Below are 20,541 nucleotides of genomic sequence, written 5' to 3' on the forward strand. Positions count from 1 at the left end.
CCGGGCGGGACTAGATGTGGTAGATGTCCACGACGTGGTGGATGTAGTCGTTCTTCAGCACAACCTTCTTGGCCATGATCACCGGCTGGGTGCCGGAGTAGTCGATCGTGTAGAAGGAGGTGCCGAAGTAGGTGTCGACGTTCTGGTAGCGGTAGTACAGGGTGAACCAGTTGAAGCGCACATCGACCTTGTCGCCGTCGACCGAAACGATCTCGACGTTGGAGATGTTGTGCCCGGTGCGCGGCTCCGGCAGCGAAGTGGCGCTGGAGCGGTCGGTCTTGATGCGGAAGACGCGGTCTTCCAAGCCACCGCGGTTTCCGTAGAAGATCAGCGAGATCTCGCGCTGCGGATCCTCGGTGAGCTTGTCGTCATCGGCCCAGGCCGGCATCCAGAAGGTGGCCTCGGGGTGGTAGCAGTCGATCCAGCGATCGAAGTCGCGGTCATCCAGGAAACGGGCTTCGCGGTAGAGGAACTGCGCGATGTCCTCCAGCTTGACCTCACCGGCGCCGGTCTGGATCTTGGTGACGATGGCGTTAGTGGTTGCAGTCATGGTTGTTCCCCTGTTCGGTGGTGCCGGTGGTGGTGGATGAGGCCTCGGCGGCGACGGCCTTGCGCATCGTGTCCAGCCAGTAGCCGTGCTGGATCGGGTACAGCCCCTCGTCCTCGGTGCGGGCGCCGGAGGAAATCGGCTCCAGGCCGATCTTCTTGGCGTTCTCGTCGGCACCGGTGATCTGGTGCGCCTGTCCGCGGGAGAGGTCGTTCCACTTGGCGGCGGTGGCCAGGTAGGTCTTCTGGCAGGAGCGGAATTCCTCGAGGTCATCCGGGGTGGCCATGCCCGAGGCGTTGAAGAAGTCCTCGTACTGGCGGATGCGGTTCGCGCGGGCCTCGTCGGATTCGCCGACCGGGGCGATGCAGTAGATGGTGACCTCGGTCTTGTCCACTGCCACCGGGCGGAAGACGCGAATCTGCGAGGAGAACTGGTCCATCAGGTACACGTTCGGGTACAGGCAGAGGTTGCGGGAGACACCGATCATCCAGTCGGCCTTGGCTTCGCCGTGGGCGGCAACCAATTCGTCGCGCTTCTCGGCCAGCGGGCGGTTGGCCGGGTCCAACCATTCGGTCCACAGCAGCAGGTGGCCGTTTTCGAAGGAGTAGTAGCCGCCTTCCTGCTTGTCCCAGCCGCCGGCATCCATGGTCTTGGTGTCATTGGTGGACTCGCCCGCGCTGCGGCGGGCCTGGGTGGCAGCGTAGTTCCAGTGCGTGGCCGAGACGTGGTAGCCGTCGGCGCCGTTCTCCGCCTGGAGCTTCCAGTTGCCGTCGTAGGTGTAGGTGGAGGAGCCGCGCAGGACCTCGAGGCCCTCGGGGGACTGGTCCACGATCATGTCGATGATCTTGGTGGATTCACCGAGGTGCTCGGTCAGCGGCTTGACGTCCGCGTTCAGCGAGCCGAAGAGGAAGCCGCGGTAGGACTCGAAGCGGGCGACCTTGGTCAGGTCGTGCGAGCCGTCCTTGTTGAAGCCCTCCGGGTAGCCGGCGCCGCGGGAGTCCTTGACCTTGAGCAGCTTGCCGGAGTTGTTGAAAGTCCAGCCGTGGAATGGGCAGGTAAAGGTGGTGCGGTTATCGGTCTTGCGGCGGCAAAGCATGGCACCGCGGTGGCTGCACGCGTTGATGAGGGCGTTGAGCACGCCTTCCTTGTTGCGCGAGATCACGATCGGCTGGCGGCCGATGTTCGTGGTGAAGTAGTCGCCGATGTTCGGGATCTGGGATTCGTGGGCCAGGTAAATCCAGTTGCCCTCCCAGATGTGCTTCATTTCGAGCTCGAAGGTCTCTTCATCGGTGAAGATATTTCGGTTGGCGCGGAATTGGCCGGTCTCCGGGCTGTCGACGAGTGCATCATCAAGCAGGGCCGAGACGGTATCAAGTGTTTCTGTCATGGAGTGCTCCATCCTTCGTAGCGGGCGCTGGCGCCCTGGTCCACCCGGTGGGTGGCGAAACCATGAGATACACCATGTCAGTATGTGCGTGACCTCACACTGGGCATATGCCTAGGGTTGACCCAGGGTGATGTCCATTGAGTGGATTGCGATATCAATCACAAAGATCTGGGTATTTGTCTACGGCGCGCCCGCGCCGTAGCGTGGGGCCCCAAATGGTTCTCCCCGGGCCGGATCCCGTGCCGCCACAGGGATGGAGGCCGTTGTCCTCCTTTCAAAAGACGGTTCCAATCGTGGCCCAGCACCAGCAGGCCGGAACCGGGACCCGAGGTCAGTGCAGGCGCCTTCCGGGGGTCCTGGGAGAAGCCTCGATCAGCGCCAACTGCGCCAGATTCATCACCGTTGCCGTCTCCTATGCTGGTCATCATCCAGGCCGCCAAAAGGGCGGGCCCGGAATCGGCCCAAACGGCGTCCTGGGTATGGGCGGTGTCGGTCTCTTGGTTGGCTGCTTCGGCACCGCATTGCCACCACTGCCGAAGGCGGATCCTTGATCCCGCGCTCGTGCTGTGCAACTATGTGCGTATGAATGCAGATAACAAGTCTTGTACCCTGGACTCCGACAGCCAGTATGTGGAGCTTGCCGTTGAAGTGTTCAGCATGCTTGCCGACGCCACCCGTGTGAGAATCATTCTGGCCCTTCGGTCCGGGGAAATGGCGGTGGGGGCACTGGCCGAGCTTTTGGGCAAAACCCCTGCCTCGGTTTCGCAGCACCTGGCCAAGATGCGCCTGGCCCGGATGGTCGCCACCCGTCAAGAAGGAACGAAGGTCCTCTATCGGCTCGAAAACGAGCACGCCCGCCAGTTGGTCGTCGACGCGATCCACCAGGCCGAACATGCCCTGGGCGGCACACCCGCCCACCACGCGCGCGGACGGCAATCGGCATGAGCCCGAGCGATGAGTCAGCAGAACACAGCCACGGGCATGACGGGCATGACCACGACCACGATCATGACCACGATCACGACCACGGACATGACGGGCATTCCCACCACCATTCCGGTTTCAAGGGGTGGCTCTTTGAACTCTTCGTCCCGCACACGCACGACTCCGCCGATTCGATCGACGACGCCCTGGAATCCAACATCCAGGGAATCCGCGCCCTGAAGATCAGCATGTTCATCCTGCTGGGCACCACGGTGCTGCAACTGGCGGTGGTCATGGTCAGCGGCTCGGTGGCGTTGCTCGCCGATACCATTCACAACTTCTCCGATGCGCTCACCGCCGTGCCCCTGTGGATAGCCTTCATCCTCGGACGCCGGGCAGCCAACCGCCGCTATACCTTCGGATACGGGCGGGCCGAGGACCTGGCCGGGCTGTTCATCGTCGCGGTGGTCGCGCTTTCGGCCATTCTCGCCGCCTGGCAATCCATCGATCGCCTGATCCACCCGCAACCGCTTCAGCATCTGGGCTGGGTCCTGGCGGCCGGGGTCATTGGCTTCATTGGCAACGAGGCCGTGGCCATGTACCGGATCAGGATCGGCCGGAAGATCGGTTCCGCCGCGCTGGTTGCCGATGGGGTCCACGCGCGCACCGACGGATTTACCTCCCTGGCCGTGGTCCTGGGCGCGGGAGGCGCCATGCTGGGCTTCCCCTTGGCCGATCCGATCGTGGGACTGGTCATCTCCGCCGCCATCATGGTCCTGCTCTTCGGCACCGTGCGCAGCATCGGCCGCCGGCTCATGGATGGCATCGAACCCGATCTCCTGGCCCGGGCGGAGGAAGCCTTCAACTCCGTTCCCGGGATCCTGGCGACGCCCCGGATCCAGTTGCGCTGGGTGGGCCACCGGCTGCACTGCACGGCGACTGTCGAGGTCAGGGACGCGGCGCTCTCCGAGGTCGAATCGACCATCCGGGACGCGAAGCTGCAGCTCGTCCGGGCGCTGCCCAAGCTTGATGACATCCTCATCCAAACCGGGACGCGCCCGTTGGATGTGGTCAGGGAATCCACGGAATCCGGCCTCGCCCGGGACCTCAGGTCCTGAACCCGGCGCCTACCTGGGCAAGCGCCCCGGTGAAATGCCCGGGGATGCGGCCAGCAGGGCACGGGTGTATGGATGTCTCGGATCGGTGAAGACCGACTCGGTGGCGCCAGACTCGACAACCTCCCCGGCGCGCATCACCAGTACCGTATCGCTCATGTGCCTGATCACCGACAGGTCGTGGGAAATGAAGAGGTAGCCCAGCCCGAGGCGCTGCTGCAGCTCGTCGAGCAGATCCAGCACCTGCGCCTGGATCGAGACGTCCAGGGCGGAGACCGGTTCGTCGCAAATCAGCACGCGCGGGTTGGGTGCCAGGGCGCGGGCGATGGCCAGGCGCTGGCGTTGGCCGCCCGAAAGGGTGGCGGGGTTCCTGGCCGACAGCTCGGGTGCGAGGCCCACCAGGGAGAGCAGCTCGGTGATCCGCCCGGCGTGTTTGCGCGGATTGCGGGTGGCCCCGAAACTCAGCGCATCGGCCAGCACCTGCCCCATCGAATGGCGTGGGTCGAAGGACGACAACGGGTCCTGGTAGACGGCGCCGAGCCACGAGCGGCGGGTGCGCCGTTGGGACTCGGGCACCGAGCTCCAGGGCTCGCCGAAGAGTTCCACCGAGCCCGTGTCCGGGCCAAGCAGCCCCAGGGCCATGCGGGCCGTGGTGGTCTTCCCGGACCCGGATTCGCCCACCACACCCAGGGTGCGGCCGGGCAACAGGTCGAAGTCGACGTTTTTCACCGCCGGAAAATCCGCGGCCCCCGGCATCTTGAAGGACCGGGAGATCGAGCGTGCGCTGAGCACCGGCAGTTGCATGGAATCCCCGGGGGTCACCGGCGGCACAGCGGGTCCCGGTTCCGGAGTCGCGGGGGTGGCGGTGGCGGGGGAGAGTCGCGCGAATCGGGGCTTGCCGGCCGGCACCGCGGCCAGCAATGCCTTGGTGTACGGGTGCTGCGGATCGCCCAGGATCCGTTGTGTCGGACCGGTTTCCACGATGCGCCCGGCCTGCATCACCGCAATGGTGTCGGCGACGTTGGAGACCGTGGACAAGTCGTGGCTGATCAACAGCATGCCTGAGCCCGCGGCCCGCAGTTCGCCCAGCAGATCCAGCACCGCGGCGGCGATCGTGGCGTCCAGGGCGGTGGTGGGTTCGTCGGCAATGACCAGAGCCGGGTCCAGGGCGATGGCCGAGGCAATCAGGGCGCGCTGGCGCATGCCGCCGGAAAGTTCCCCGGAACGCTGCCCGGCCCGGCGCACCGGATCATCCAGCCCCACCGATTCCAGCAACTGCACGACCTTTGCGGCGCGCGCGGCACCGGAGCCGGAACCGTGCAGGCGCAGCGCGTCGTCGATTTCCTTGCCGATCTTGCGCAGGGGATCCAGCGAGGTCAGGGCGTCCTGCAGGATGAATCCGACCTTGCTGCCGCGGATCGAGCGCCAGGCACGTGGGGAAAGGCCCCGTGCGTCCACGCCGGCCACCTCCAGTGCGCCGGCCCGCACGGTGGAGCCCGGCCCCGCCAAACCGATCAGTGAGCGGGCCGTCACGGACTTTCCGGAGCCCGATTCGCCGACCAGCGCCAGGCATTCACCGGGGCCTACGGAGAGGGAAACGTCCAAGACAACTGGGGTTTCCCCGAAAGAGACGTCGAGGTTTTCGACCCGAAGGATCGGTGCCGGTGCACTCATCGGGCACCCGCGGCCTTCATGGCCCGGGAAAGGACGGTGGAGGCGGCGGCGACCAAGACGATGGCCAGGCCGGGGAAGAATGTCATCCACCAGGCCAGTGCCAGGTAGGTGCGCCCGGCCGAAAGCATGGCGCCCCACTCCGGAGCCGGGGGAGGGGCGCCCAGGCCCAGGAAGCTCAGCGACGCCGCCCAGACCACGGCCTGCCCCAGGCCCAGGGTGCCCAGCACCGCGATCGGTGCCAGCGCGTTGGGCAGGATGTGGATGGCCAGGATCCGGGAGCGGGTTCGTCCCAGCACCGTGGCGGCCTCGACCATGGGGGAGGTGCGCAGCGCGATGATCTGGGCGCGGATCATCCGCGCGTACCCGGGGGCCGTGGTCAGCCCCACGGCAACCACCGTGGTTCCCACCCCGGGTCCGGCCAAGGCAATGAACACCAGGGCCAGCAGCAGGCCAGGCAACGCAAAGAGCACCTCCAGGACCCGTCCGACGCCGAAGTCCAGCCACTTGCCGCCGAATCCGGCAATGGTCCCCAGCACCAGGGCCAGCCCCAGGCCGATCGCCGTGGCCGCGGCACCGATCAGCAGCGAGGGCCGCGCGCCGTGGATGATGCGCGAATAGATGTCGCGCCCGGATTCGTCGGTGCCCAGCAGGTGTCCGGGCCCGGGACCGGAGAATGCATCGGCGGGGTTGATGGCCAACGGGTCGTAGGGAGCCAAGAGGTTCGGGAAAATTGCCGCCAGCAAGAAGAACGCGAGCACCGTTGCCGAGAGCAGCAACGGCAGGCGGGCCGCCAATGCCCTTAGCCCCCCGGTGCCGGGTGCAGGACGTTTGGATGGATGCGGGGCCAACACCGGGTCTCCCGGGCTCAGCTCGTTTTTGTCCATGCTCACGATGCGGCCATCCGCGGGTCGGCCAGGCGCTCGGCCAGGTCGGAGAAGGCCATGATCACCACATAGGCGGCTGCAGAGAGCAGTGCCACGCCGGTGACCATCGGGATGTCGCGGGCGGTGACCGCCGATAGCAGCGAGCGGCCCAGGCCCGGCCGGGCGAAAATGGATTCAACGACCACAGCGCCGGAGAGCAGGGAACCGAACGCCCAGCCGGAAAGGGCGATACCCGGCAGTGCCGCGTGGCGCAGGGAATGGCGCAGCAGCACGCCGGTCTCCGATTCCCCGCGAGCCCGGGCCGAGAGTGCGAAGGGGGAGCGGTGCGCCGCGTTCAGGGTGTCGCGCATGACCTGGCCCAGGAAACCGGCCAGCGGCAGGGCCAGGGTGGCCACCGGCAACACCAAGCCGGCCGGCGCAGTGGTGCTCACCGGAGGCAGCCAGCCCAGCGCCGTGGCAAAGAGCATGATCAGCACGCTGGCGAGCCAGAAGTGCGGGACGGCGGCCGAGACGATTTCCAGGCCCGAGGCCAAGGCCGAGCCCAGGGCACCGCTGCGCGTGGAGAGCACCGCGACCACCAGCGCCAGCGCCCAGGCCACCAAGAGGGCGAGCACCGCCAGGACCAGGGTGGGCGGAACCAGTTCTCCCAGGACCTCGGCCACGGGGATCTTCAGCGAATAGGAGGTGCCCAGGTCGCCGGTGGCCAGGCGCCACAACTGGCCAAAATATTGCACGTACAGCGGTTGGTCCAGTCCGTAGTCGGCACGGGCCTGGGCCAGCGCCTGGGCCGAGGCCTGCGAGCCGGGCCCGCCCATGATCGCCTCGGCCGGGTCGCCGGGAATCATCCGGATGCCAAAGAAGATCGCCGTGGACACCGCCCACAGCACGAACAACCCTCCGCCGACCTTGCCCAGCACCCAGCGGGCGGTCGACCGGGCAATCCGGGTCGACCGCCTGCCGCTTGGGGCACGAAGGCTCATGGGTGGAGGTATTCGGGGCAGTGGGCTACTTGGCCAGCCAGGTGTCGAAGAACGTCGGTGTGGCCACCGCGGTGGTGGTTCCCACGTTCTGCAGCTTCGAGGAGTGGAGGAAGTGGTTTTGCTGGTTGTAGAGCGGCAGCAGGTAGTAGCCCTCGAGCACCAACTTCTGCGCCTGTGCGTACAGGTCCTTGCGCTGTGCCTCGTCCTCGGTGGAACCGGCGGTTTCCAGCAATGCGTCGAGCGACGGATCCTTGACCTGGGAGAGGTTGGCGAAGTAGCCCGAGGGTGCCGGGATGGTCGAATCCGAGTGGAAGAGAATGCTCAGTACGCTCGGGCCGACCTTGGTGTAGGGCGCGGAGACCAGGTTGTAGTTGTTCTTGAACAGTTCGCCGTACCAGCTGGAGAGATCCAGCAGGTTGATCTTGACCTCGATGCCCGATTCCTTGGCGGTGGCCTGCAGCTGCTCAAAGAGCGACTGTTCGGCGGGGATCGACTGGCTGGTGCTCACCGGGAAAGTGAGCGAGAGGCGCTCCCCGTCCTTAGTGCGGTAGCCCTCGGAGTCGCGTTCGGTCCAGCCGGCGGCATCCAGCAGTTCCGCTGCCTTGGCCGGGTCGTAGCCGAAGAGCGATTCAGCGGAGTACGCCAGGGGCTCGACACTGGAGAGCGGGGAGTAGGAGCGCGGCGCGGTGCCGAAGAAGAGCGAGTCGATGCCGGCGTTGACGTTGACCGCGTGGATGAAGGCCTCGCGGACCAAGGCGTCGTTGAACGGGGCCTTGGAGGAGTTCAGCTCGATGCGGTTCGAGGCGCCGGGGCGGGGTGCGTCCAGGTGCTCGATGCCCTGGGACTTGGCGGCGGCGGCAATGGTGTCGGGCTGGGCGTTGTCGATGATCTGGACCTCGCCGGCCTGCAGGGCGGCGTAGCGGGTGGCGGCCTCGGGGATGAAGCGCCAGGTGATGCCGTCCAGGTAGGCCGCGCCCTCGTGGCCCGGCGTGGCCACAGGCTGCACGTAGTCCTCGTTGCGCACCATGTTCACCGCGTCCTGCTTCTTCCAGGATGCGACCTTGAACGGGCCGGTGCCCACGGGTGCGGCACAGTTCTCTTCCTGGCTGCGCTTGAGCGCCACCGGGGACTGGATGGAGACCCACGGCATCGAGAAGGACTCGAGCAGGGAGTTGTCGGGGGCCTTGAGCTTCAGCTCGAGGGTGGCCTCGTCGATCGCCTTCATGGAATCGATCTTGCCCAGGGCCAGGAACCCGGTGGAGGACGCGGTCTTGGGATCGAGCAGGTGCTCGAAGTTCGCCTTGACGGCCTCGGCGGTCAACGGGGTGCCGTCGGTGAAATTGATGCCCTCGCGGACCTTCACGGTGCGGGTTAGCCCGTCGGCGGAGACGGTGGAATCCTCGGCGAGCCAAGGAACCAGTTTGCCATCGGCGTCCTTGGTGTACAGGGTCTCCAGATACTGGGAGGAGACCAGTGCCTGGGGGTAGTTGCCGCCCACGTGCGGATCCAGGCAGTCGGGCTCGGCATCGCCTGAGGCGTAGACCAGGGTGCCGCCGGCGACCGGAGTGCCGGCATCGGTGCCGGACTCCGGCGTCGTGGTGGCCGGTGCGCAGCCGGCGAGCACCAACGCCGCGGCCAGGGCCGTTGCGGCCGGGAATAGGCGAGTTGCCAGGGGGCGAACGTGTCTCATGTAGCTGCTTCCTGCGAACCGATGAAGTGATGTGTGGTGGCCGGCCGCGAGGCTCCCGGGGCGGATGGCGGCGGGAGCGCGGGCAGCTAGGTACCGCCATCCACCTTAGTCCGCGACGCGGACATGACGCAGGGCTGTGTGGGCGAGTTCATAGCCGATTCCCGGCACCGACGTCTGGAGGTTAATCGCCGACGGGTGCGGGGGAACCGGTATTCCCGGTCCCACCACACCCGTTGTAACGCGGGGATGAATCCCGCGCGACGGCGTTGCGGTAAGGCCTTTAGGCGCTTGCCACCGTGAAACGGCGGTGCTGGTGCTTGGGATCCTCGAGCTCGTCCAGGGCGGCAACGGCGAAGTCCCCGGTGCTGACCTTGTCTCCGGCGGGGGAGTCGTTGCCCAGGACGATGGCTCCGGTCGGTTCGCCCGGGGCGATCACCGGTGCCGGTGCCAGCATGGTCCAGTCCAGGCCGGAAGCCGAGGTGTAGAAGTCAAGGACCTCGCCCATGGTGCGGGCCTCGGGCATATATTCCTCGGGGAAGCCCGGGATATTGAACAGGCGCACGCCGTCGACCTCGGTCGCGCCGGCCCCGCCAACGATGAAGACGCGGGCCGGGACGAGGGTCTCGGAGATTTCCTCGTGAGCGTCGACGAAAGGCTGGTGGGACTCACCGGTGCGCGACGGCGGAATCGAGAAGACGACTACGTCATTCTCGGTGGCCAGCGCACGGTAGGCCGCCATGTCGCCCAGTTCGGCGGTGGCCACGTTGGCGGCTCCCTGGACTTCGCGTCCGCTGCGCGACACGGCGGTGACGTCATGGCCACGCTTGGCGGCCTCGGCAACGATCTGGCTGCCGACCATTCCTGTGGCTCCGTAAACGGCAATCTTCATGGGCTGTTCCCTTCTCTCTGGTGGTGCGGGCCATCACGGCCCGCACAGTTGCATGACGTCTATGGTATCTAATTGATATTGAGTACCTCAACGTAATATGGTTACCTAATGGATACTGAGCAGCGGGCCTTCGATGTCATGAGCCCGGACTGCCCCTCGCGCTCGATCATGCAGCGCATGGGGGACAAGTGGACGCCGTTGGTGTTCCTGGCCCTGGAATCGGGGCCGCGCCGGTTTTCGCAGCTACGGCAGGACATTGGCGGTGTCACACCCAAGGTTCTCACCCAAACCCTGCGCTCCCTAGAACGTGACGGGTTGTTGACCCGGACCATTTACCCCGAGGTGCCGCCACGGGTGGAATACGAACTCACCGCACTTGGTGCCACCTTGCTGGGCCCCCTTGCCGTCGTGCGGGCATGGTCCCAGGACCATGCCGAGAAAATCATCCGAGCGCGAAACGACTACGACGACCTCCACGAGGCACCGGTTCCTTCCTGAAAACTTTTTGTGTTTCGGGCAATCCGTCGGCACGGCGGTTCCGAATTCCTTTTGTCAGCAACGCAGAGGCGTTGAAAATCGACAGGAAAGCAAGGAGCCCATCATGGCCTCGACTCACATCACCACCCGCCCCTCCCTTCTCCAGTACGTGGCGTTGGCCGTCGGCGCTGTATTCCTGCTGGTAGGCATCCTGGGTTTCATCCCCGGCATCACCAGCAACACCGAACACCTTGGAATGGCCGGACACCACTCGGGCTCAATGTTGCTGGGCATCTTCCAGGTCTCGGTGCTGCACAACGTCGTCCACCTGCTCTTCGGCGTCTTCGGCCTCACGCTGTGGCGCAGTGCGGCCAAGGCAAAGACCTTCCTCGTTGTCGGCGGAATCATCTATCTGGTGCTGGGTTTCTATGGCGTCTTCATCGACCAGTCCAGTGCCGCGAACTTTGTCCCGGTCAACACCGCTGACAACATCCTGCACTTCGCTTTGGGCGTTGGCATGGCCGGACTCGGCCTGGCCCTGGGCAAGAACCCGACCCCGGCCCGACGCACCGCCTGAGCCTGCCCCTACTTCCCCACTGAATCCGATCCCGGGACCCGCCGTACGCTCACCATGTGAAGCGTGCGGCGGTTCTCGTTTGCCATGACCTTATGGGGGGCTGCCGCCGCAACCAACTCGTTGTTTCGTGGTCGGAGCGGTATGGTCAATCGCAGCAGAACATGCCGCGTGAACCCCCAGGGGGCGGCGCCCCGACCAAAGGAACCGCCGCATGCTGGCACTGGCTGCCGCCTCCCCGATCGTGGTGGCCATGGGCTTGTTCCTGGCCCGGACGAAGGCCACCACCATGGCCATCTACTCATTGCTCACCGGCGTGCTTGCGGCAGTCTTCTTCTTCCCCACGCCGCCCGCTGAACTCATGCGGGCAGGGGCCATGTTCGGGCCCACGATCCTCGAGGTGCTGCTGATCCTCTTCGGCGGCGTGCTGCTCTCGCGCATCACTTCCGAAACCGGTGCCATGGACTGGATCTCCGGCTGGCTGCGGCAAAGCGCCTCGAACCAGCAGGCCGGGACGGTGCTGGTGGTTTTTGGGCTGGTTCCCTTCGCCGAGTCGGTCACGGGCTTCGGCATTGGCGTCACCGTGGGCGTCCCGTTGTTGATCCAACTGGGACATTCGGTGAAGCACTCCGCGATCTTGAGCCTGCTCGGTTTGGTTGCCGTTCCCTGGGGAGCGCTGGGTCCCGGCACCCTGGTGGCAGCCGAGTTGGCCGGGCTCACGCTGTTCGACGTGGGTGTCCGTTCGGCGCTGTTGACCCTGCCGGTGGTACTGGGCGCGGGAATCACCGCATGGCTGGTGCTGCGCGGCGAATCGACCAGGCCCGGGCGGTTGCTGGCGCACCTGATGGGCGCTGCGGTGCTGCTCAACGCCGGCATCCTGGTCGCCAACCTGCTCATGGGCACCCCGCCGGCGGGCATCGTCGGCTCCCTGCTGGTGTTGGCGGCGCACCTGGTGGCCTTCAGGATCGGCGGGTCGCTGGTTCCGGCCGGGCGCGCGGTCCGGGTGGCATTGTTGCCCTATGCGGTGCTCACTCTTGGCTTGCTTGCTGCCCGCGCGTTGAGTTCGCCGATGGAAGCCTCCCTGCTCAAGCGCGCCATCACCAGCGGCGGCGTCTGGCTGGTGGTGGCATGCCTGGTCGCCCAATACGGGTCCGCCTCCCTGGGCGGCGGAACCTCCGGCCTGCACGCACGCGCTGCCCTGGCCTACCGCAGTTGGATTCCCGTGGGGATAGCCACCGGCGGATTCACCATCCTGGGTGCACTGCTCGCGGCCACCGGAATGGGCAGGGAATTGGGTGCGGCGCTGGCCGGAATCGGTGCCGGATATCTGGTGCTGGGGCCGGTCGTCAACGGCTTGGCCGGTTTCATTTCCGGATCCAATACGGCGGCAAATTCCATGCTGGCCGCAACCCAGGCGCAAGCGGCGGCAAGCATGGGATCCTCGGTCCTGCAGATCGTCGCGGTCTCCAATGTCACCGCTTCGATGGCCACCATGCTCGCGCCCTCGCGCATCCTGCTGGCCTACGAGATGGCAGTCGTACCCGTGGCAGCGGCCACCGGCCCCACCCCGGAACCGGCACCGCCGAGCGAGGGCGAGGTCACCGCGTGGATTGCCCCGCGTCTGGGCATCCTCCTGGCCGTTGTCTGCACCCTGCTGGGCCTGGTCACCTGGGTGATCCACTAGCGATTTGCTCCCGGGCCGGCCGACAGCCAAGCGGTGGGTGAACGACGCTGCTACTCGTCCCCGGAGGAATCCAGGCGACGGCGTGCGTTGAGCAGTTGAACTTCAGGGCGGGCCGCGACCAGGCGCTCGATGGAGTCGAGCACCTCAATCACGTGTACGGCGTCCGCCGCGACGAGTCCCGCGGCCACCCCTGCGCGCCGGTGAAGGTCCTGTCCGCCGGTCTCCGCAACGGAGACCTCGAAGCGGCGCCTGATCTCGCTGAGTATCGGGCGCACGACGGCACGCTTCTGCTTGAGCGAATGCACATCTCCCAGCAAGAGGTCGAACTCGATCCATCCAAACCACATGGTTACATCATGCGCCTTCCGGCAGGAGCCGTGAATCCCTCCGCGCGGGAGTTCCACCGCGCTGGTGCGGCAGTTCCTAGGAAGCTGCTGAACAATTTTCTAGGTTTAAGGCGCGCCTCCGCGGTTTTTGGTCCGGGTCATTAAGACTTGGATCATGCAAGGATTCGAAGAGACTCAGCGCGGGTTGTTGGATGTGCAGGCACTGGCCGGGGAACTGTTGGCCCCGGGCAGTGCCTTCGCGTTTCTGGCTGAACATCGGGAGCGACTCTTTCCCGATGCCATGATGGAAGACCTCTTCCCGGTGCGCCGAGGCCGACCCTCCATCCCCGCCTCGGTAATCGGTTCCGTCCTGGTCCTCCAGGCCCTGGAAGGCCTCTCGGACCGCGGGACCGCGGAGGCCTTGACCTTTGATTTGCGTTGGAAAGCTGCCTGCGGGTTCGGCCTCACCCAAACTTCCTTCCATGCCTCGACGCTCACGTATTGGCGCAAGCGCCTAGCCGCCAGTGAGCGTCCGCACCGGATCATGGAGGCCGTGTCCGAGGTCGTCACCGAAACCGGGATCCTCAACGGCAAACGCCGACGGGCCGTGGATTCGACGGTCCTTGATGATGCGGTGGCCAGGCAGGACACCATCACGCAGCTGATTGCCGCGATCCGCCGCTTCGGCCGAGACATCCCCGACGGGGCGTCCCTGCTGGCAATCCATGCCACCGGGTATGACTACTCGCGCCCCGGGAAGCCGGAGATCGCCTGGGACGACAAGGAAGCCAAGGAAGCCCTGGTCTCGGTGTTGGTCAACGACGCACTCGCGTTGCTGGACGCGGTCAACCCCGAATCCCTGGAACCCAAGGCCAGTGAGTCCTATGCGCTGCTGGCGTTGGTGGCCGGGCAGGACGTGGAACCGGCCGAGGGCTCGGACGGCACCGATGGGCGGTGGCGCATCGCCCGGAGGGTCGCCAAGGACCGGATTATTTCGGTGGTGGATCCCGAGGCCCGGCACGCGCACAAGTCCCGCTCGGTCCTGCGTGATGGATACAAGGCCCACATCGTGGGGGAACCGGAAACCAGGATCTTCACCAGTGGGGCCGTGACGAAGGCCGGCGGTCCGGGATCCGGTGATGCCGAGGCCGGCATCCAACTATTGGGCACCGACCCGTCCATTCCCGCGCCTCATGAAAGCTATTCCGGGGAGGGGGATCGTATCCAGGTGCTCGGCGATTCGGCCTACGGCTCCGGGAACATGCTCGAGGCCCTGGAAACCAACGGGCATGACGCGGTGGTGAAGCCCAAGCCGCTGCGCCCGGCCGTCACCGGCGGCTACGTGCTCGACGACTTCGCCTACGACCAGGAAAAGCAGACCCTGGAATGCCCCAACGGCGTGGTGCGCAAGATCAGTGCCAAGGGCAACGTGAACTTCGGTGCCGCGTGCAACGGCTGCCCGCTGCGGGAAATGTGCACGAAGGCGAAGAAGGGCCGCAAGGTCGTCATCACCGAACACCACGGCCGGCAGCGCGCCCACCGGGCCGCATCCAAAGACACCGGGTTCCAGCACGACTACCGGGCCTACCGGCCGCTGATCGAACGATCCGTTGCCTGGCTGGTGGCTGGGAACAACCGGCGCTTGAGATACCGCGGAACGATCAAGAACAATGCCTGGTTGCAGACCCGTTTGGCGGGGCTGAACCTTCGGCGGCTGCTGACACTGGGTCTCACCGACGATAACGGGACCTGGATCATGGCCTAAGCCCCCGGACGGGGTGAGGTTGAGTCCCGAAACCACTTCGACGGCCCCGTAAACACCCCTCAGGGAACCAAAACGTTGTTTCGGCGAAAGTCGGGGAACGAAAAATAATCCGCTACCCAGGTTTCTACAGCCAAGAAGGGCTGGTTTCGATGCTTTTGCACCGGAACCAGCCCTTCAAATTGCCACTAAATCAGCAGGGTCCTAGCGGACGCCGTTTTCGGCGATGGCCTCGGCCAGCACCGGGGCCAGGCGTTTGACGCCCTCGCGGATCTTGTCCTCGGGCACCGCGCTGAAGGCCAGACGCAACCGGTGGCTGGGGGCGTCGTGGGGGCTGAAGGCAGCACCGGGAATGAAGACGACCCCTGCCTCGATCCCCTTGGACAGAAGTGGGTAGGTGTCGATTCCTTCCGGCAACGTGACCCAGATGAAGAACCCACCCTCGGGCCGGGTGTACCCAACGCCTTCAGGCATGTACTCGTCCAGGGCCTGAAGCATCGCATCACAGCGCCCTGAGTAGAGTTCCCGGTAGGTCTGGATCTGCCCGCGCCAGTCATGCTCCGAGAGGTACTTGCTGATCAGCATCTGGTTGAACGTTGCGGGGCAGAGCGTGACGGCCTCGGCGGCCAGGTAGAAGCGACGGAAGAGGTGCGTGGGAACCACCGCCCAGCCGATCCGCAGGCCGGGTGCCAGGATCTTGGAAAACGAGCCCATGTAGATCACGTGGTCGGGGTGGTAGGCGCGCAGCGGCTTGATCGGTTCCCCGGAGTAGCGCAACATGCCGTACGGGTTGTCCTCCAGGATGAGGATGTTCTCGGCGATGCAGATCTCGGCGATCTCGGCCCGGCGCTCGGCAGCCAGGGTGATGCCGGAGGGATTGTTGAAGTTGGGGATCGTGTAGAGGAACTTGATCCGTGCCCCCTCGCTGCGCAGCTCGTCGATGCGCTGGCGCAGGGCCGAAGGAATCAGTCCGTGTTCGTCGGTGGCAACGGGTTCGGCGCGCACCTGGTAGGCCTCGAAGGTGTTCAGGGCGCCTACATATGTGGGGTCCTCGCACAGCACGGTGTCCCCGGGATTGCAGAAGACCTTGCAGGCGACATCCTGTGCGGCCTGTGACCCCGTGGTGACCACAATGTTATTTGGGTCGACCCCGGTGATCCCTTCCTCGGCCATGACCTCGCAGATCTGCAGGCGCAGTTCCTCGGTGCCCTGGCCGCTGCCGTACTGCAGCGCTGTCATGCCCTGGGTCGCGATCAGCTCGGAGGCCATCGCACCGAGCTTTTCCAGGGGCAGCGACTGCAGGTAGGGGTTGCCGCCCGCCAGCGAGACCAAGGTGGGGTCCAGGGAGAGTTCGAAGACGTCGCGGACCGCGGATTGCTTGATGTGCGATGCGCGCTCCGAGAAGAGTGATTCGTGCGCGGCCGCACGGGTCATCGCGATTTCGGTTTCACTGCCCATGCCAGGTTCTGTTGTTGAGGTCACACCGGCACTTTATCAACACTTGTTGCCTATAAGTCAACACCGGGCTATTTCAGGCTAAGGCTTTCGCCGATATCAACGCCATCGATGAGGATCCGGGCTTCCCCAGTCCCGGCGGCAACCATGGCGGTGTGGGTGAGCTGGGCAATGATGCGCGGATCGTCGCAAATGCCGCCGGAGCTGAGGTCTCCGGTGAGCTCCACCGTGACGATGCCCTCCGACACCGTGGACGAGACGTAGGACAGGTCCGAACCCGCGAGCGCATTCATCAGGCCCGACTGGCCGAGCTCGATTTCCTTGTTCTCAAGCAAGCCGCTCATGGCCGCCTCCACCTGGCTGGCATAGATCACCGGACCCGTTTCGGTGGCAACGATGCTGTCGCCGCAACCGATCATGGGACCTGCCTTGCCCTGGTCACTGACCGCCACGTAGAAAATCGTCAATGAGGAGGTGGTCGTCTCCGGCAGCGCTGTGGCGGACGGGGACTCCGGGGCGGGAGTTTCAGCCGGCGGGGGACTTCCAACCGAGGATCCGGTGGCGCTCGCCGAATCGGAGGGCTTTGGCGGCAGCGTTGCCGGGGTCGGGATGCTGCTCGGTGCGGCAGCGGCGGACGGAACCTCGCTGGGGATCGCGGAGCCGTTGGCAGACGGTGACGGTATAGGTGTCGGTGTCGGTGTTTGTGCCTGCGTCGGAAACGGTGCCGGCATCGGTGTCGGCACGCTTGACGGAACATTTAACGGTGGGGCGGAGACCGAGGGGGCTTTGGACTCAGACGTCCCTGTCCCGGTTGTTGGTGGCGCCGGTGCCGGACCGCCGGTGCAACCCGAGAGCGCCAGAACCATTCCGGCACCCGCAAGACTGCCCAGCAAGAGGCGCATCAAACGATTCCGGAACACGGCTTCCCATCCCTTCAAGCACCTTCATCCGCCATTGCGGCCACTTCCAACATACGAAGGTCTTGCCCGCCGAATCCAGCACGGTGGAGTTGCGGTTGGGCCTATTCCGGGGTGTCGGTCGGCGCTTCGGTGCGGTTGTCGAGCCAGGCCTGCACCGCGGCGGGACGGATCCTGCGGTGCGTGCCGCGGTACGCGACGGGAATGATTCCCGAATCGGTAAGTTTGCGCAGGTAACTAGCCGAAACGCCTGCCATTTTCGCCGCTTGCGAGGTGTTCAATAACGATTCGACGGTACTCACACTCACTTCGTCGCCGAGCGCCATGCGTTGGAGCACCTCGATGAGTGCCGCATGGGCGACATCCGGCAATTGCAACGTGGTGCCATTGACAAAAATGGTGGTGTCCGCTGATTCTTCCAGGGCCGCCGCGAGCCTTGCCGCGGCCTTCTTTTCCAGGGCAGGGAAGGCCCTGGCCTTGCTCAATGACGGTGTTGGAGACGACATGCTTCCATCATGCATGATGCCGCACAAAAGTGCCGGTCGGACGCGCGTCGCTGATGCGGGTCCGCATGCCGGATCCGCTGTTCCCCGGCGGCCTGCCGGTGGCGATTGTTTCACGATGGTTGCGCCAAGCGGTGGCACGAGAGCGTCGAAGTGCAGTAGTGTGTGGACCACGGTCTAAAGAAAGTACTGACCAGTGCGCATCGTCTGAGCCCCCACCCCGGGCCGGCAGACGCACAGCGAGGCTAAGCAGTAGGTGATCACCACGTCGACGTGGGATCGGCCGAAACTTACGACATCTACGATCATCGAATCGATTCCTCGCTCCGACACATTTCAGAACTTTCAAGGAGTCTTCCATGTCCATTGACACCTCTCTTAACGCCGCCGCCTCCATCACCGAGGCCGATATCTTCGACGCCCACATCGGCGGCAAGCTCACGGTCCAGTCCAAGATGCCGCTGGCCACCAAGCGGGACCTCTCCATCGCCTACACCCCCGGTGTGGCCCAGGTTTCCCGCGCCATTGCCGCGGACCCTGCCATGCACGCGACCCACACCTGGGCTTCGCGCCTGGTCGTGGTGGTCTCCGACGGAACCGCCGTGCTGGGATTGGGCGACATCGGAGCCGCTGCCTCGCTGCCGGTCATGGAGGGCAAGAGCGCGCTCTTCAAGGAATTCGGTGGCCTCGACTCCATCCCGTTGGTGTTGAACACCACCAACGTCGACGAAATCATCGAAACCCTGGTTCGCCTGCGCCCCAGCTTCGGCGCCGTGAACCTCGAGGACATCTCCGCCCCGCGCTGCTTCGAACTCGAAGAGCGCCTCATCGAGGCCCTTGACTGCCCGGTCATGCACGATGACCAGCACGGCACCGCCGTGGTCGTCCTGGCGTCCCTGCTCAACGCGGCAAAGGTTGCAGGCAAGGAACTGGGCCAGATGCGCGCCGTCATCTCCGGTGCAGGCGCCGCGGGCATCGCCATCGCCGAGATCCTCATCAACGTCGGCCTGGGCGATGTGGTGCTCGTCGATTCCAGGGGCATCATCCACCGCGACCGCGACGACCTGAACGCCATCAAGGCCAAGTACGCGGCCATCACCAACAAGGACGGCCTGATCGGCGGCATCCGCGAGGCGCTCGACGGAGCGGACCTGGTCGTTGGCGTTTCCTCCTCCAAGTTCGTGGAAGAGGACCTGGCCGGCATGAACGACGATGCGATCATCTTCGCACTGTCCAACCCGGATCCGGAAGTCATGCCCGACGTTGCCGCCAAGTACGCAGCCGTGGTCGCCACCGGACGGTCGGATTTCCCGAACCAGATCAACAACGTGCTGGCCTTCCCCGGCATCTTCCGCGGTGCACTGGATGCCGGCGTCCGCCGCATCACCTCCGACATGAAGATCGCCGCGGCCCACGCCATCGCCGAACTGGCGCAGGACAAGCTCTCCGCCGACTACATCGTGCCCTCGCCGCTTGACCCCCGCGTCATGCCGGCAGTTGCCGCCGCCGTAGCCGAGGCCTCGAAGGGCCAGTAGCACTTCGGATCCATCCAACGGCTCCGCTTCGTCCATCCCCCCGGGTGGACAGAACCGGAGCCGTTGGCGTCCGGCCTCTCCACGCCCGACGAGTACCGTTTCGACAGGTGCTCCGCCCGTTTCCTTCGTCCCGGTGCGGGATCGTTGGATGCAATGGAAACGTCACCGAAAAGCGGCCTCCCCGGTCTCGTTTCGGCGCCGGGCGCGCTGTTACAGTGCCTCATGAGCCAGAACCCAGCACCGTCCGGCCGTGGCCGCAAGATCGTTGTCGCGCTTCTCGTGGTGGCACTGGCGGCCGCCCTGGCCTGGGTGGCGATCCTGCTGATGCAGCCCGCGGACGGCCCTGGCGAAGACGGTCCGGGAACGACGGCCTCGCTGGGGACCAGTGCGCCGGCAAGCCCCTCCGCCACCCCCTCGCCAACGTCGAGTGCCTCGGATGTACCCAGTGCCGCGCCGTCATTGTTCGCAGCTGAGGCTGCGATGGTCGTCTGGCCGGATCCGGGAAGCACGCTGCGCTACGCGGCGCCGGAAGAAGCCGCCGCCGGATTCGCCGAGGAATTGGCGGGCTTCACCGACCCGGTCTACGGGGACTTCATGCAGGGCGATTCGCGCTCGGGTGAATTGGAGGTCCGTGCCATATCGGACGGCGCCGTGACCACCGTCCTGTTGCGCCAGCTCACCGACGGCAATTGGTACGCCATCGGGGCGATGAGCAGCGAGATCGTTCTTGATTCACCCAGGGCCGGCGACCCGATCACGTCTCCCGTGGCCCTGTCCGGGACCTCGCGCGCATTCGAGGGGACAGTGGAGGTCGTGGTCCGATCCCACGGTGGCGCCGAGGCACTCGGGACCGGGATCGTGACGGGCGGAGCCGGGCCCGACTTGGGGCCGTTCAGCGGGAGCATCCAGTGGGACAATCCAGGCTCCGGCGGCGGTGTGCTGCTGCTGTTCGAGACCAGCGCCAAGGACGGCAGCATCTGGACGGCCGCCGCGGTCCCGGTCGGGTTCGCGGCGCAGCAATAACCCCATGGGTTCACGGCAGATCGGCAGGGAGCCCGGCACGCTGCGGGACAAGATCTCCGGACGGGACCGCCTGCCCGCAACCCCATGTGCGGCCTACCGCGGGGCCTTCGGGCCCCACGGCATTGCGCGTAGGCAGGATATCGTGCAGGTCGGGTCCTCACCTTCCTTTTGAGAACCACCGGCTCCGGCGACGAG

At 65.6% G+C, this 20,541-nt stretch carries 19 protein-coding genes; 8 read left to right on the plus strand and 11 right to left on the minus strand.

Annotated features, from left to right (window positions below; genetic code table 11):
• Nucleotides 1-10: 10 nt before the first annotated feature.
• Entirely contained in the window at nt 11-550 is a 540-nt protein-coding gene (gene benB / locus Q2T94_RS11235) for a benzoate 1,2-dioxygenase small subunit (protein ID WP_264269521.1), read from the minus strand.
• Nucleotides 534-1,934: a benzoate 1,2-dioxygenase large subunit gene (benA, locus tag Q2T94_RS11240; RefSeq protein WP_264269520.1), complete on the minus strand. Its 1,401-nt coding sequence runs from the start codon at nt 1,932-1,934 to the stop codon at nt 534-536. The genes benB and benA overlap by 17 nt, the downstream gene beginning before the upstream one ends.
• 582 nt (nt 1,935-2,516) lie before the next feature.
• Here benA and Q2T94_RS11245 point away from each other — a divergent pair.
• Nucleotides 2,517-2,879: an ArsR/SmtB family transcription factor gene (locus Q2T94_RS11245; protein ID WP_264269517.1), complete on the plus strand. Its 363-nt coding sequence runs from the start codon at nt 2,517-2,519 to the stop codon at nt 2,877-2,879.
• Complete coding sequence (locus Q2T94_RS11250) at nt 2,876-3,976, plus strand: cation diffusion facilitator family transporter (protein ID WP_302264377.1); 1,101 nt, start codon at nt 2,876-2,878, stop codon at nt 3,974-3,976. Before Q2T94_RS11245 ends, Q2T94_RS11250 begins: the two co-directional genes overlap by 4 nt.
• Before the next feature lie 9 nt (nt 3,977-3,985).
• Here the strand turns inward: Q2T94_RS11250 and Q2T94_RS11255 are convergent, their stop codons facing one another.
• The 5 genes from Q2T94_RS11255 to Q2T94_RS11275 all read right to left on the minus strand — a co-directional run bounded on the left by Q2T94_RS11255 (nt 3,986) and on the right by Q2T94_RS11275 (nt 10,090).
• Nucleotides 3,986-5,647 (minus strand): dipeptide ABC transporter ATP-binding protein, encoded by a 1,662-nt coding sequence (locus Q2T94_RS11255; RefSeq protein ID WP_302264379.1) that lies wholly within the window; start codon nt 5,645-5,647, stop codon nt 3,986-3,988.
• A complete protein-coding gene (locus Q2T94_RS11260) occupies nt 5,644-6,537 on the minus strand; it encodes an ABC transporter permease (RefSeq protein ID WP_302264380.1) in 894 nt (297 codons plus the stop codon). Before Q2T94_RS11260 ends, Q2T94_RS11255 begins: the two co-directional genes overlap by 4 nt.
• Nucleotides 6,534-7,511 (minus strand): ABC transporter permease, encoded by a 978-nt coding sequence (locus Q2T94_RS11265; RefSeq protein ID WP_302264382.1) that lies wholly within the window; start codon nt 7,509-7,511, stop codon nt 6,534-6,536. The genes Q2T94_RS11260 and Q2T94_RS11265 overlap by 4 nt, the downstream gene beginning before the upstream one ends.
• Nucleotides 7,512-7,536: 25 nt before the next feature.
• The gene (locus Q2T94_RS11270) at nt 7,537-9,201 is read right to left on the minus strand and encodes an ABC transporter substrate-binding protein (protein WP_302264383.1); all 1,665 of its coding nucleotides are present in this window, start codon (nt 9,199-9,201) and stop codon (nt 7,537-7,539) included.
• A 280-nt stretch (nt 9,202-9,481) separates the two neighbouring features.
• On the minus strand, nt 9,482-10,090 hold the full coding sequence (locus Q2T94_RS11275) for an NAD(P)-dependent oxidoreductase (RefSeq protein ID WP_302264384.1): 609 nt from the start codon (nt 10,088-10,090) through the stop codon (nt 9,482-9,484).
• A 108-nt stretch (nt 10,091-10,198) separates the two neighbouring features.
• Between Q2T94_RS11275 and Q2T94_RS11280 the strand changes: the two genes are divergently transcribed.
• The 3 genes from Q2T94_RS11280 (at nt 10,199) to Q2T94_RS11290 (ending at nt 12,825) form a co-directional block, all read left to right on the plus strand.
• Nucleotides 10,199-10,588, plus strand: a complete 390-nt coding sequence (locus Q2T94_RS11280) for a winged helix-turn-helix transcriptional regulator (protein ID WP_302264386.1) — start codon at nt 10,199-10,201, stop codon at nt 10,586-10,588.
• 103 nt (nt 10,589-10,691) lie between these two features.
• On the plus strand, nt 10,692-11,144 hold the full coding sequence (locus Q2T94_RS11285; protein WP_302264387.1) for a DUF4383 domain-containing protein: 453 nt from the start codon (nt 10,692-10,694) through the stop codon (nt 11,142-11,144).
• 211 nt (nt 11,145-11,355) lie between these two features.
• A complete protein-coding gene (locus Q2T94_RS11290) occupies nt 11,356-12,825 on the plus strand; it encodes an L-lactate permease (RefSeq protein ID WP_302264388.1) in 1,470 nt (489 codons plus the stop codon).
• A 50-nt stretch (nt 12,826-12,875) separates the two neighbouring features.
• On the opposite strand, the gene Q2T94_RS11295 is transcribed toward Q2T94_RS11290, so the two are convergent.
• Nucleotides 12,876-13,172 (minus strand): DUF503 domain-containing protein, encoded by a 297-nt coding sequence (locus Q2T94_RS11295; protein ID WP_302264390.1) that lies wholly within the window; start codon nt 13,170-13,172, stop codon nt 12,876-12,878.
• Between the two features lie 154 nt (nt 13,173-13,326).
• On the opposite strand from Q2T94_RS11295, the gene Q2T94_RS11300 reads away from it, so the two are divergent.
• The gene (locus Q2T94_RS11300; RefSeq protein ID WP_302264391.1) at nt 13,327-14,916 is read left to right on the plus strand and encodes an IS1182 family transposase; all 1,590 of its coding nucleotides are present in this window, start codon (nt 13,327-13,329) and stop codon (nt 14,914-14,916) included.
• 201 nt (nt 14,917-15,117) lie between these two features.
• Here the strand turns inward: Q2T94_RS11300 and Q2T94_RS11305 are convergent, their stop codons facing one another.
• The 3 genes from Q2T94_RS11305 to Q2T94_RS11315 form a co-directional block, all read right to left on the minus strand.
• Nucleotides 15,118-16,371, minus strand: a complete 1,254-nt coding sequence (locus Q2T94_RS11305) for an aminotransferase-like domain-containing protein (RefSeq protein ID WP_302264393.1) — start codon at nt 16,369-16,371, stop codon at nt 15,118-15,120.
• A gap of 68 nt (nt 16,372-16,439) precedes the next feature.
• Complete coding sequence (locus Q2T94_RS11310; protein ID WP_302264394.1) at nt 16,440-17,099, minus strand: GerMN domain-containing protein; 660 nt, start codon at nt 17,097-17,099, stop codon at nt 16,440-16,442.
• Nucleotides 17,100-17,389: 290 nt separating this feature from the next.
• Nucleotides 17,390-17,791 (minus strand): helix-turn-helix domain-containing protein, encoded by a 402-nt coding sequence (locus Q2T94_RS11315; RefSeq protein ID WP_302264396.1) that lies wholly within the window; start codon nt 17,789-17,791, stop codon nt 17,390-17,392.
• Between the two features lie 356 nt (nt 17,792-18,147).
• Here Q2T94_RS11315 and Q2T94_RS11320 point away from each other — a divergent pair, with 356 nt between their 5' ends.
• Together Q2T94_RS11320 and Q2T94_RS11325 are read left to right on the plus strand one after the other, a co-directional pair.
• Nucleotides 18,148-19,323 (plus strand): NAD(P)-dependent malic enzyme, encoded by a 1,176-nt coding sequence (locus Q2T94_RS11320; RefSeq protein ID WP_302264397.1) that lies wholly within the window; start codon nt 18,148-18,150, stop codon nt 19,321-19,323.
• 222 nt (nt 19,324-19,545) lie between these two features.
• Entirely contained in the window at nt 19,546-20,346 is an 801-nt protein-coding gene (locus Q2T94_RS11325; protein WP_302264399.1) for a Gmad2 immunoglobulin-like domain-containing protein, read from the plus strand.
• Nucleotides 20,347-20,541 lie beyond the last annotated feature (195 nt).

It is taken from the genome of Paeniglutamicibacter sulfureus (assembly GCF_030512175.1).
GTDB lineage: Bacteria > Actinomycetota > Actinomycetes > Actinomycetales > Micrococcaceae > Paeniglutamicibacter > Paeniglutamicibacter sulfureus.

Coding starts and splice junctions, on each gene's coding strand:
- Q2T94_RS11250 (WP_302264377.1), top strand. CDS start 2,876: ATGAGCCCGAGCGATGAGTCAGCAGAACACAGCCACGGGCATGACGGG.
- Q2T94_RS11270 (WP_302264383.1), bottom strand. CDS start 9,201: ATGAGACACGTTCGCCCCCTGGCAACTCGCCTATTCCCGGCCGCAACG.
- Q2T94_RS11300 (WP_302264391.1), top strand. CDS start 13,327: ATGCAAGGATTCGAAGAGACTCAGCGCGGGTTGTTGGATGTGCAGGCA.
- Q2T94_RS11290 (WP_302264388.1), top strand. CDS start 11,356: ATGCTGGCACTGGCTGCCGCCTCCCCGATCGTGGTGGCCATGGGCTTG.
- benA (WP_264269520.1), bottom strand. CDS start 1,934: ATGACAGAAACACTTGATACCGTCTCGGCCCTGCTTGATGATGCACTC.
- Q2T94_RS11295 (WP_302264390.1), bottom strand. CDS start 13,172: ATGTGGTTTGGATGGATCGAGTTCGACCTCTTGCTGGGAGATGTGCAT.
- benB (WP_264269521.1), bottom strand. CDS start 550: ATGACTGCAACCACTAACGCCATCGTCACCAAGATCCAGACCGGCGCC.
- Q2T94_RS11285 (WP_302264387.1), top strand. CDS start 10,692: ATGGCCTCGACTCACATCACCACCCGCCCCTCCCTTCTCCAGTACGTG.
- Q2T94_RS11310 (WP_302264394.1), bottom strand. CDS start 17,099: ATGCCGGCACCGTTTCCGACGCAGGCACAAACACCGACACCGACACCT.
- Q2T94_RS11280 (WP_302264386.1), top strand. CDS start 10,199: ATGGATACTGAGCAGCGGGCCTTCGATGTCATGAGCCCGGACTGCCCC.
- Q2T94_RS11320 (WP_302264397.1), top strand. CDS start 18,148: ATGTCCATTGACACCTCTCTTAACGCCGCCGCCTCCATCACCGAGGCC.
- Q2T94_RS11275 (WP_302264384.1), bottom strand. CDS start 10,090: ATGAAGATTGCCGTTTACGGAGCCACAGGAATGGTCGGCAGCCAGATC.
- Q2T94_RS11265 (WP_302264382.1), bottom strand. CDS start 7,511: ATGAGCCTTCGTGCCCCAAGCGGCAGGCGGTCGACCCGGATTGCCCGG.
- Q2T94_RS11325 (WP_302264399.1), top strand. CDS start 19,546: ATGAGCCAGAACCCAGCACCGTCCGGCCGTGGCCGCAAGATCGTTGTC.
- Q2T94_RS11255 (WP_302264379.1), bottom strand. CDS start 5,647: ATGAGTGCACCGGCACCGATCCTTCGGGTCGAAAACCTCGACGTCTCT.
- Q2T94_RS11245 (WP_264269517.1), top strand. CDS start 2,517: ATGAATGCAGATAACAAGTCTTGTACCCTGGACTCCGACAGCCAGTAT.
- Q2T94_RS11305 (WP_302264393.1), bottom strand. CDS start 16,371: ATGGGCAGTGAAACCGAAATCGCGATGACCCGTGCGGCCGCGCACGAA.
- Q2T94_RS11315 (WP_302264396.1), bottom strand. CDS start 17,791: ATGTCGTCTCCAACACCGTCATTGAGCAAGGCCAGGGCCTTCCCTGCC.